General features: G+C 41.0%; 9 protein-coding genes. 8 read left to right on the top strand and 1 reads right to left on the bottom strand.

The features are described from left to right. Positions 1–829: matrixin family metalloprotease (locus tag QZZ55_RS15480; RefSeq protein ID WP_293268318.1), on the bottom strand; the 829-nt coding region annotated here is incomplete at its 3' end. A gap of 300 nt (positions 830–1,129) precedes the next feature. Between QZZ55_RS15480 and QZZ55_RS15475 the strand changes: the two genes are divergently transcribed. From QZZ55_RS15475 to QZZ55_RS15440, 8 genes are all read left to right on the top strand, one after another. Then, a complete protein-coding gene (locus tag QZZ55_RS15475) occupies positions 1,130–1,951 on the top strand; it encodes a SapC family protein (RefSeq protein WP_293268317.1) in 822 nt (273 codons plus the stop codon). Between the two features lie 182 nt (positions 1,952–2,133). Then, on the top strand, positions 2,134–3,840 hold the full coding sequence (locus QZZ55_RS15470) for a type I secretion system permease/ATPase (RefSeq protein ID WP_293268316.1): 1,707 nt from the start codon (positions 2,134–2,136) through the stop codon (positions 3,838–3,840). A gap of 105 nt (positions 3,841–3,945) precedes the next feature. Continuing rightward, positions 3,946–5,421, top strand: a complete 1,476-nt coding sequence (locus tag QZZ55_RS15465; protein WP_293268315.1) for an HlyD family type I secretion periplasmic adaptor subunit — start codon at positions 3,946–3,948, stop codon at positions 5,419–5,421. After that, a complete protein-coding gene (locus QZZ55_RS15460) occupies positions 5,422–6,795 on the top strand; it encodes a TolC family protein (protein ID WP_293268314.1) in 1,374 nt (457 codons plus the stop codon). It begins immediately after the preceding gene. 506 nt (positions 6,796–7,301) lie between these two features. After that, entirely contained in the window at positions 7,302–8,423 is a 1,122-nt protein-coding gene (locus QZZ55_RS15455) for an ABC transporter ATP-binding protein (RefSeq protein WP_293268312.1), read from the top strand. 60 nt (positions 8,424–8,483) lie between these two features. Then, the gene (locus QZZ55_RS15450) at positions 8,484–9,539 is read left to right on the top strand and encodes an ABC transporter substrate-binding protein (RefSeq protein WP_293268311.1); all 1,056 of its coding nucleotides are present in this window, start codon (positions 8,484–8,486) and stop codon (positions 9,537–9,539) included. A gap of 122 nt (positions 9,540–9,661) precedes the next feature. Continuing rightward, positions 9,662–10,936 carry an ABC transporter permease gene (locus QZZ55_RS15445; protein WP_293268310.1) on the top strand — a complete coding sequence of 425 codons (1,275 nt, stop codon included), beginning with the start codon at positions 9,662–9,664 and terminating at the stop codon, positions 10,934–10,936. Between the two features lie 4 nt (positions 10,937–10,940). After that, positions 10,941–11,789: an ABC transporter permease gene (locus tag QZZ55_RS15440; protein WP_293268308.1), complete on the top strand. Its 849-nt coding sequence runs from the start codon at positions 10,941–10,943 to the stop codon at positions 11,787–11,789. Positions 11,790–11,806 lie beyond the last annotated feature (17 nt).

The following is an 11,806-nucleotide window of genomic DNA, read 5'->3' as shown; positions in this document are numbered from 1 at the left end:
AAACTACATTTATGGCTTGTGTAGACGAGTTATAATCAAACTCTAATACCAGCGTTTTCACATCGGTATATGACATAATTGAAAAATCGGAGTTATCAACAGTCTTACTTAATGCATTAGGCATTTCAAAAGTGTGCTTTAAACCCAGAGCATGCCCAACTTCATGAACGAGGGTATTCGCCGCAGCGCCTACATCTTTATAATCGTCAGTTGTGGTGTTTTTATTGCTTAGAAACACCTCCCCACCAATAGGCAAGCTTGAAGGTAAGTATGCATACCCACTAATATCACCACTCAACAGCGCCGTGTTAAAGTTAATACTTCCTTTAGCAGAAGAAACTTCTGTAAAGGTTAGCTGAGTTAGAGTCCCTACTTCATCAAAAACCTTTTTAGCCACCGCTTGACCAGCATCACTTAATGGCTGCCATTGAGAGACCACCTCGTACTGAGAATAATAAGCAGGCAAAGAGGTGTTAAAGCTATATGTCAGAGACTTATGTTGCCAATAGTCTCCAGAATCTAACGCATTAATATTAACATCGCCGATCACTTTAAGAGATGATGTGTCGACACCTAATTCTTCCCGACTAAACATCTTCGCATCAGCACTATTATCTAGCACCGTACTATCTATACTTGCACTTTCAAAATAAGTTATAACCTCTTGCGCACTTACACCGCCATATATCTCTGCTAACATCTGATTTGTTATATTAAAGAGCCCAGCAGTCTGCAATATATAGGAAGGATTAGAAATGTTAGCTATGATAAAATCACGAGCCTCAGATACAGACACGCTATAAATTGCTAAATGTTCTTTCGCTGTCATACTCATTACTTTTAAGCACCCAAATAAATTCCCAAACAACACATACAACGTTTCTACATATCAATGACAAGAAACTTGTCTATTAGTTTAAAGATAGTTGAACAATGCGCTTCAATCCTAAAAAATCTTCAATACTTCCTGCTTACTGGCCAACGAAGCCAAACTGAAACACAAGATGTACTCTGAAAACATACTTACTAAAAAGCCTTCCAGCTAGCAGCCGTGTGAGCCTTATCACATGACAACAAATTTCTTCATGATACACTGCTGCCACGTTTTTATGATCGAATGGATATATCAATGGCTCACTACATACCAATACAGAAAGAATCTCACTTAAATGCAGGTTTTACACCCATAAAAAACCTGAGCTTTGCGGCCGGTATGACAACAGTTCCCATTGTAATTGAAGAAATTTCTCATGTTATAGAGCAGATGAGCATTGCACTCCAAAAGGTTAGCAGCAATGGAGATACTTTTTACGAATTGGTTGCCATTCAGTCTTTAACACCACAAAGCAATCTATTTGTTTTAGATGATGGACGCTGGATAGGCGAATACAAGCCCGCTTTTTATAGGGCTCACCCTTTCTCACTAAGACCTGATGACCATAAAAAACAATTGAACTTATGCATTGCAAACGAATATGTAGTTGAAGAGCCAACACAAGACGATGCTCGTTTTTTTGATGACTCTGAGGAATTCTCACCCCGCATTAAAGAAATAACCGATTTTTTAGCTCACTCATTACGCGGAAGAAAAATCACTCTTGATGCTTGTGAAGTGCTTAACAAAGCCAATTTACTAGCTCCTTGGCCAATAAAATACTCCGAACCTGACAAGCAAAACAAACCTCAACCAAAGACATTAAATGGTCTTTATCATATTGATAAAAAAGTACTTAACACTCTTTCAGCTGAAGCATTAAAACAACTTCATTCTTGCGGTGCATTAGAGGTCGCTTTTGCCCAGATATTTTCTGAACCTAGATTGAAAAAACTCACTACATTACAAACGATACACAGGCAAATCAAAAAGAAACATCTAAAACAAGAAATAACAACTCAAGAGCCTGATTTAGATAGTTTGTTTGGCAACAATGATGATTTATTCTCATTTTAATGAATAATAATACGGGATTCCTAAAAGCAATTTTCGAATCCCCCTTGTTTTTAAATTAATAACCCCTATAAAAGTGCGTAGCAATAACATTCTAAATGTATCAAACGCTTTTAGTATCCAGCGAAATCAAATTTCTAATCACTGGGCACCTGGATAAACGCATCAATTAAGTTGAGACAAATATGAGCAACACCACTACATCAAATGACCTCAAAGGTGCCCTTAAAGCGAGTAAACGAGGCTTTATAGCAGCGGCCTTTTTTAGCTTATTCATTAATCTTTTGATGTTGACAGCCCCCCTTTACATGCTCCAAGTTTATGATCGAGTTGTTGCCTCAAGAAGCCTTGATACTCTTCTTTATTTGTCAATTCTCATGGTATTCATGTTCTCTATAATGGGAACATTAGAGTGGGTAAGGGCCAGGATACTTGTCCGAGTTAGCAACCAAATGGATCAGTACTTAAGCCGTCGCGTATATTCTGCGATGTTTGAAATGGGCATTCGCTCACCAAGCCAAAGGACATCACAGCCATTAAGCGATCTAACAAGCTTGCGTCAATTCATGACAGGAAACGGTCTATTTGCGTTCTTTGATGTTCCGTGGCTACCAATTTATATCGGGATACTATTTATTTTTCATCCAGCATTTGGGTGGTTTGCAATAGGCGCTGCAACTATTTTACTTTGCGTTGCAATACTGAACGAGCGGGGCACCCGAAAAGTTTTAATGGAAGCCAACGGCGAAAACGTAAAAGCTCAGGCGTTAGCTACAAGCAACCTGCGCAATTCAGAAGCCATGCATGCAATGGGCATGCTCCCAAGTATCATGGGGCGCTGGTACAAACAACATCAGCTTTTTTTACAAAAACAAACGATTGCTAGTGACAAAGCAGGCATCTTCTCAAACCTGAGTAAAGTATTAAGAATGATCTTCCAGTCTCTGATTTTGGGGCTAGGTGCTTACTATGTAGTATTAAACGAAATGTCTCCTGGTATGATGATAGCAGGCTCTATTTTAATGGGCCGCGCACTAGCCCCACTCGACTTACTAATAGGTAGTTGGGCAGGCTTCAATAATGCACGTGCCGCACACGGTCGCTTGAACGAAGTACTCACATTAATACCTGCAAATGAACGAAGTATGTCCCTACCAACGCCTCAGGGGAAACTTAATATAGAGAACCTTTATGTTGTGCCTCCTGCTTCTAAGGCTCCAGCTATACGTGGTGTAAATTTACAGATACTACCGGGTGAGCAGATAGGTATAGTCGGTCCTAGTGCAGCAGGAAAATCAACTTTAGCTAGAGCAATACTCGGATTATGGCCCTCAAGCAACGGAGCCGTAAGGATAGATGGCGCAGAAGTTCAACACTACAACCAAGATGAGCTAGGCCCTTATATCGGCTATTTACCACAGGATATTGAGCTATTTAATGGCACCGTGAGTGAAAACATTGCCCGTTTTGGAGATCTGGATCCAGAAAAAGTAGTAATCGCAGCAAAGAAAGCGGGTGTTCACGAACTGATTCTAAGACTTCCGAATGCTTATGACACCCCAATAGGGACTGACTCTGGAGCGCTCTCCGGTGGTCAACGTCAAAGAATAGGCCTAGCAAGGGCTCTTTATAACACACCGAAAATCATCGTATTAGACGAACCTAACTCTAATCTAGATGAACAAGGTGAGCTTGCTTTAGCCAACACAATGCAACTGCTTAAATCTGAAGGAGCTACCGTGCTTGTCATCAGCCACAGAACCTCTATCTTACGAAACATTGATAAGCTGCTAGTGATGAATGACGGTCAAGTTCTAATGTTCGGCCCTAAAGATGAAGTCATGAAGCAACTGGCACTTCAAAAAGCTGAGCAGAACCAAATAAGCCAATAGGCTGGATAAAGCATAACCGTTCGACTATTTGTATTTTAACCAGATGTATCAGAGAAAGCCTTTTACTAGTTACAGGTTTTCATGGACAACAGAGAGCTTAGAGTCATGAGCAAAGAAAACCAAACAAGCAATACTCAACCTATTCCATCTTCTATGGAACTAGGCTCTAAAGAAGTTGTAGAGACAACAAAAGAAAACGATTTAGAAACAGTTGAAGAAAAGTTGGTGCTTCAGGCAAAGCCTCCTACTTCAATGTCCAGCGTCCCTCCTCCTCCAGAAAAGGCTGATGTTCCTACCAACGATGGAAGCTACGTTAAGTTTGGTCTTGTTTTTTTATTGGTTACCCTAGGCTTTTTCTCAGCGTGGGCTACATTAGCACCGTTAAGTAGCGCATTATTATCATCTGGCGAAGTGGTCGTAAGCAGCTACCGAAAATCTATTCAGCATTTTGAAGGAGGCATTGTAAATAAAATATACGTCCGTAATGGCGATATTGTTAATGAAGGTGATCCTCTTATACAACTTGAGACAGTACAGTCTGAATCTAAACACAATACTAATAAAAAAAGATTATATACAACTCAAGCTGAATTAGAACGTCTATTAGCTGAACAAAGCTTTGACAAAGACATAACTTTCAGTGAAGTTCTACTTAATCAATCACAATCAGACCAAGATATTAAAAATGCTATAAACCAGCAAAAACAGCTATATACAGCGCGCCTAAAAGCATTTGAACAAGAGTCAAAAACACTCGGCACTCGTATCAAGCAAACACGGCAACAAATCACTGGACTCCATAAGCAAAGATCCATTTTATTAGAACAAACTGTTTCATTGCAGAAAGAGCAAAAAGCATTCGATACTTTATTCAATGAAGGGTTAGCAGATGGGCAGCGTGCACGTGAGCTCAATAGATCTATCCTTTCTACTCAAAATGAAATCTCTAGACTTGAATCAGAAACCTCTCGCTTAAAAATCCAAATCACAGAAACAAATTTACAAATAGCTACGCGAAAACAGGATTACTTAAAGGATATAGGCGAACGAATTAAAAGAGTTCAAGCTGACTATTATGACTTCAAAGAAGGGTTAGAAATCGCTGCTGACCGGCTTAACCGTACAACAATACGGTCACCTGAAAGAGGGATTGTTGTCGATTTAAAAGTACATACTGTAGGAAGCGTAGTAAATTCAGGGCACACCCTTTTAGACCTTGTCCCAGAGCAAGACGCTTTCACCATTGAAGCTAAGTTAATGACGCAAGACATAAACGAAGTTTATTTAGGGCAAAAAGCTGACATTCGCTTTTCAGCATTTAATGCAAAAATAACGAAAGTTATTGAAGGCGAGGTTATCAATGTCTCTGCCGATAGACTTCTTAACAAGCGGGATGACACTCCTTATTACATGGTTAGACTCAGAGTAACAGACAACGGCCTGAAAGACTTAACCACTGGTATGGAATTGAAACCCGGCATGCCTGCAGAAGTAATGATACGCCGCGGTGAAAGAACACTATTTAGCTATCTGCTCAAACCTATTGCAGATAGTTTTGCTCGAAGCTTTAAGGAAAAGTAAATGCAATTAATTCCACGATCACATTCAAAAGCGCTACTTGCAATTGCACTAGTTTGTACAGTTACTTCAGCAATTGCTGAAGAGACTAAGCAAGGTTTTTTATCGACTTTTGAATCAGCATTTAGTCATGACCCAAGGCTCAAGCAAGCATTTCATAAGCATCAAGCTGAGCGAGAAGATGCCAATATCAGCGCTGCCAACTTATTACCTAGCGTGCAAATCAATGCTAATTATCAGTATGAAAACTCAGACAACATTTATACTGATGAAAACAGTTCATTTTATGAACAGAGCAATGAGCGCTCTGGTGGCGAGTTAATTGACAAAATATACCGAGTCACCATTCAACAGCCACTGTTTAATTATTCTGCTTACAAGGGTTATCAGCGAGATAAAGCCTATGCCGCATCTTCTGCATTACGTTATGAGCGCTCAAAGCAAGAGCTAATATATAAGGTTGCTGAGCAATACTTACGGGTACTATTAGCGGCTCACGAAGTCTTTCTTAATGAAAAAAAGCTGACAGCTCTAGAACTAAAACAGTCGCAAGCCGACAGAGCACAAGAGTTAGGTGTGGGCGACCAACTCAGTGTTCTGAAAGTTAAGGCAAGTAAAGATCTTGCGCGCAGTGATTTATTACAGGCAAAAAGCCAACTCAGTGATGCCACTACCTTATTGAGCAACTATACAGGTACAAACGTGCATGTACCTGACGAATGGGTTCAAAACAGCCAAGATATTAATTTAGAATTACTCACCGGCACTCAAGAAGATTGGCTAGAAAAAGTGAGTGATAACCTGAGCATAAAGGAAGCCAGAAAAAACATACTCCAAGAAGAGCTTAACTTGTCTTCTCGCAAGGGTGAACACTTCCCTACATTGAAGCTAAATATCGGTTACTTAGACCGCAGGTCCGACGATGAATTCAGAGTACGTGAAGATATGACCGCTGCAATAGAGTTCAGTATGCCTTTGTATAGTGGTGGCCGCACTCAAGCAAACATTCGTAAAGCTCGTTCTAGATTACTGGCTAGCCAATCTCAGTTGGACTATATAATCTCTGAAAAAGAACAGCAGATCAAACTTTCTTATAACCGTTTAATTTCTTTTAAAGAGCGTTTAGAAGCACTTGTTGAAACACGTGAATCGAGCAAAGGTTATTTAGAAGCAGCAGAAAGGCAGTTATCTTTAAATCTTGGCCAACAAATATCCGTCCTTGATGCTCGAACACAATTGGTTGACACACAAATACAATTTGCTAAAACACTCAACGACTATTTACTCTCTGATTTAATATTACGCTTAGAAAGTGGAGACTTAACTGAGCAGCGTTTACACGAATATGATGAACTGTTTAGCACACCTTCTAATTAATACATAAATAACAACTCCTCTTATGCCGAGGAGTTGTTTTCTCCCCCCTTATAAGAACATCCTTTAATCCCTGTAAACGCCTATATATCACTTAGGTTCTCGCTTACCCAGCTTACTCCTTTTTCACTACGTTCACTCATACCACATCCTTATAATCATCGCATATCTGGACCCCTCCCAAGAAACATCTGGATCTACTTATTAGAAAAACAATTGATCTATATTCAAACACCTGATAAAACTTAGTTATATTAGAAATAAATACTTAACGCGTTGAAAATAAAAATAAAAACAGGACAGATTATGCTTACGTCATTCTTTATAAATATTCGCCATTTTCACAAATGCTGGCTATACAAAACACTGATACTCGCCTGAATATATTCAATACTTGAACTCCAAACTAAATCAGTCCACCATGATTTTTTTTGGAACACTCTTTCACATATTTTTTATGTTGCCGTATAAATTCGCAATATAAAAATAAGAATGGAGAATACGCCCAGATGACAGACTCTTCCATTTCTGGCAGCCCTGCTACTGCAGACGACCAATATGTTCGCTTTGTTAACGTAAAGAAAAGTTACGATCAAAGAAACTTAGTCGTTAAAGATTTTAACCTTGATATAAAGAAAGGCGAGTTTGTCACATTACTGGGGCCTTCAGGTTCAGGAAAAACTACATGTTTAATGATGCTTGCGGGATTCGAAGACGTTACCAGCGGTAGCATTTTAGTTAATGGGGAACCCGTTACCAATATTGCTCCCTACCACCGCAATATAGGAATGGTATTTCAGCATTACGCTTTGTTTCCACATATGACCATTGCTGAAAACTTAGCTTACCCTTTAAAAGTCCGAAAAATCCCTACAGCTGAAATAGAACGTAGAGTAAAAGATTCACTCGCATTAGTTGAGTTAGTTACCTTTACTAAGCGCTACCCTGGACAGTTATCCGGCGGACAAAAACAACGTGTAGCTCTCGCACGCTCGCTCATTTTTGAACCTAGCATTGTTTTAATGGATGAGCCTTTAGGTGCGTTAGATAAGAACCTACGCGAGCAGATGCAGTTCGAAATAAAACGTCTACATGAAGATCTTGGGTTTACTGCCATTTACGTGACCCACGACCAAACTGAAGCCTTAACGATGTCTGACAGGGTGGCTGTTTTCAACGATGGCATCGTAGAGCAGTGTGCTGCTCCGGAAATCCTTTATGAACAACCTGCGAATTCATTTGTTGCTAACTTTATTGGCGAAAACAACTGTATTCCAGGCACAGTCAAACGAATTGAAAACGGCTTAGCTCAAGTAGAGCTTGTCGATGGGACACTCGCAACAACAGGAAACAAAAACTGTCCACCTGAGGGTGATCCTTGCATGCTAACCATTCGACCTGAAAACCTTTTCATTGCCAGCGAGCACTCACTGGAAAACAGCATTCAGGCCAATTTTACTACCCGCCTTTATGTGGGAGACTCCATTCGTTATTTTTTCAAACTCAGCTCGGGTACCGAACTGATGGTTAAAACGCTAAACGATCAAAATGCTCCCGTGTTACAACGTGGCGCTTTGACACAACTTACATGGTCTACGTCAGGAGGACTTGCACTAGATCGAACGGATTAATACGCGATACTCATAATAAAGAGCAATAAACTGCAAGAAAACGTAAGAGGAAAAATAAAAATGAAAGCACTCAAACGATTCGGCGCGGCGCTTGCGCTATGCACAGCAGCAGCCCCTGTCATGGCCGACCAGTTCACCGCGGTATCATTCGGTGGAGCATACGGCGCAGCACAACAAAAGCACATGCTCGATCCTTACATGGCTAAAACAGGACACAAAATCTTGTTTGAAAACTACTCCGGTGGTATTGCTGAGATCAAAGCTCAAGTCGAAAGTGGCAACATCTTATGGGATGTCGTTGATATTGAAGTAATTGATCTTGAAAGAGCTTGCTCTGAAGGACTACTAGAAGTATTCCCTCACGACACATTACCGCCTGGAGATGATGGCGTTGCTGCCAGTGAAGATTTCTCTCCTCAAGCATTATCCAATGAGTGTGGTGTAGGTAATATTGTTTGGACTGTTTTGTACTCATACAACAATGACACCATAAAAGGTGGTCAGCCCAACAGTATCGGTGATTTTTTCAATACCTCTAAATTCCCCGGTAAGCGCGCTCTTCGCAAGCGCCCACAAGTTAATATGGAATGGGCACTGATTGCTGACGGTGTAGCAAAAGAGAAGGTTTACGATGTTCTCGCTACTGCAGAAGGACAAAAACGTGCTTTCGCAAAATTAGACACCATCAAAAATGATCTCGTCTGGTTTGATAGCTGGTCACAAGCACCACAACTACTAAATGACGGTGGCGCAGTCATGGTGCAGTCAGCTAACGGCCGTATCTTTGATGCTATCCAGAGTGACAATAAGCCTTTCGAAATGGTCTGGGATGCACACATCTATGACTTAGATGTATGGGCTATTGTAAAAGGCACTAAGAACAAAGCCTTAGCAGAAGACTTCATCCGATTTGCGACCAGTTCTAAACCTGAAAGTGGTATGCAAGATGTAGCTTATGGCCCAACACGCCAGTCTTCATATACTTATGTCGATCCTGCTGTTATTCCTAAGCTACCTTCAGCGCATCTTGAAGAAGGCCTACAGGCATCTGGAGAGTTCTGGGCTGATTATGGTGAATCTTTAGGCGAGAAGTTCAACGAGTGGCTACTCAACTAGCCAACATCTGAGCTTTTATCTATAGATAACTCAACTAGTAGAAACGTTTTCTGCTAGTTGAGATTACCTAACAACTTTTTGGGCCTTATGTGTCCACCATCTTCTATTAAAGGGCTGCTTCTATGTCACACGCTGAACTTAGCAATGACGCACCTCGAGCACGATCTGTACTGACCGTCGAGGAGATGGTGCAAAGTCGAAAAATGCAGCGAAGGCGTAAACTTATTGCTTTCGCCTTTGTTACACCACTGCTTATATTTGTCATGATTGCCTTTATCGCGCCAATAGGCACCATGTTGTACCGCAGTATTTATCATCCTACGGTGGCTCAATTAATACCTGAAACACTGGAAGCTCTTACTGGCTGGGATGAGAAAAGTAATACACGGCCAGATGACGCCGTTCTTAACCGCTTTGCTTTAGAGCTACAGCAGCTCGCCGTTAATCGTAAATCAGGAAAACTAGGGGAAGAAATCAATCGCGCAATGCCAGGCACCTCTAGTGTCATTAAATCAACAGCGCGAAAGTTTAAAAAGCTGGATACAGAGCTATTAAGTAAGGAAGGAGCAGCGCGTCTAATAGCCGGCAAACCTCATTGGAAAGAGGTTGAAATTTGGAGAGTGATGAAGTTATCTGGGGCCACTTTTACGGCTAACTCTTACCTAACTGCTCTTGATTTAGACCGAAATAGTTTAGGTGAGATTGTTGCTCGAGATACTCAAGTTTATATCAAACTCTACTTGAAAAGTTTAAAAATCGCTCTGATGATTACCTTTCTTACAGCTATCATTGGTTTCCCGCTATCCTATTATCTAGCGACCGCACCCTCTAAAACCGCCAATACTCTCATGGTGTTTGTCTTACTTCCCTTTTGGACATCGCTATTGGTACGTACAACATCATGGATTGCACTCTTACAAACTAACGGCGTCGTGAACACTTTTTTGCAATCGATACATGTGATTACTGAACCCTTTGAAATGTTATATACGCAGTCAGCGACCGTTATTTCCATGACTCATATCCTTCTTCCTTTCATGATACTGCCACTTTACAGCGTGATGAAAGGGATTGATCCAAGCTATTTCAGAGCAGCGATGTCTCTTGGTGCCAAACCAATTCCTGCTTTCATTCGTATATATTTACCAATGACCGTCCCTGGGCTCAGCGCTGGTGCTTTACTCGTCTTCATAATATCTATTGGTTATTACATTACACCTGCCTTAGTAGGCGGAACTGATGGGCAAATGATCAGTAACATTATTGCTTTTCACATGCAGTCGTCTAACAACTGGGAATTAGCCGCTGCGCTTGGCTCTTTGTTACTCGCCTTAATTCTCGCCCTTTACTGGCTCTACGACCGTTTGGTTGGTGTCAGCAACATTAAACTGGGGTAATGCCATGAAATTTCCAAAATATTTCTCTTTCTGGCAAAAGTTGGGTATGCACGGGCTACGTATTACGGCTTGGTCTGTACTTGCATTTTTGATGATACCAATCCTCGTTATCATCCCGCTTTCATTCAATGCAGAACCTTACTTCACCTTCACAGAAGGGATGCTCACTTTTGACCCCGAAGCATATTCATTGAAATGGTATGCCGAAATTTTCAATGATGATAAGTGGTTATTAGCCATCAAGAACAGCTTCTTTATTGGTTTATGCGCCACCGTACTAGCAACTGTTTTAGGTACTTTTGCAGCGATTGGCTTATCTAACCCAGTGATGCCTTTTCAAAGAGTGATCATGGCAATGCTATTGTCTCCTATGATTGTTCCGTTAATCATCACCGCTGCAGGGATGTACTTTTTCTATACACAACTCGGTCTTTCTGGAAGCTATTTGGGCGTTATTATTGCGCATGCTGCACTAGGGACACCTTTTGTCATCATTACAGTGAATGCCTCATTATCTGGCTTTGATTATTCATTAATGCGTGCCTCTTTGGGCTTGGGAGCGCCACCCGTTTACACTTTTTTCAAAGTCATTATGCCTTTGATACGTCCCGGCGTTATATCAGGAGCACTGTTTGCCTTTGTTACATCTTTTGATGAAGTCGTCGTTATCTTGTTCTTAGCTGGACCAGAGCAACGTACTATCCCTCGTCAGATGTTCTCTGGGCTAAGAGAGCAGATCAACCCTACGATTTTAGCGGTCGCAGTGTTACTCGTGGTTATTTCTGGGTTATTGCTACTCACGATTGAGTATTTACGTGCACGTAGTGAGCGTATTCGCAGTGGAGAAGTGTAGTTTACCTAGCGACTGAG

Origin of the sequence: Neptunomonas sp., assembly GCF_016744175.1 — a bacterium.
Taxonomy (GTDB): Bacteria; Pseudomonadota; Gammaproteobacteria; order Pseudomonadales; family Balneatricaceae; genus Neptunomonas.
This window is presented reverse-complemented; position numbering and strand designations above follow the sequence as displayed.

Bases quoted from the DNA above. Each gene is read 5' to 3' on its own strand.
- QZZ55_RS15475 (WP_293268317.1), top strand. From the start codon at position 1,130: ATGGCTCACTACATACCAATACAGAAAGAATCTCACTTAAATGCAGGT.
- QZZ55_RS15450 (WP_293268311.1), top strand. From the start codon at position 8,484: ATGAAAGCACTCAAACGATTCGGCGCGGCGCTTGCGCTATGCACAGCA.
- QZZ55_RS15460 (WP_293268314.1), top strand. From the start codon at position 5,422: ATGCAATTAATTCCACGATCACATTCAAAAGCGCTACTTGCAATTGCA.
- QZZ55_RS15455 (WP_293268312.1), top strand. From the start codon at position 7,302: ATGACAGACTCTTCCATTTCTGGCAGCCCTGCTACTGCAGACGACCAA.
- QZZ55_RS15440 (WP_293268308.1), top strand. From the start codon at position 10,941: ATGAAATTTCCAAAATATTTCTCTTTCTGGCAAAAGTTGGGTATGCAC.
- QZZ55_RS15445 (WP_293268310.1), top strand. From the start codon at position 9,662: ATGTCACACGCTGAACTTAGCAATGACGCACCTCGAGCACGATCTGTA.
- QZZ55_RS15470 (WP_293268316.1), top strand. From the start codon at position 2,134: ATGAGCAACACCACTACATCAAATGACCTCAAAGGTGCCCTTAAAGCG.
- QZZ55_RS15465 (WP_293268315.1), top strand. From the start codon at position 3,946: ATGAGCAAAGAAAACCAAACAAGCAATACTCAACCTATTCCATCTTCT.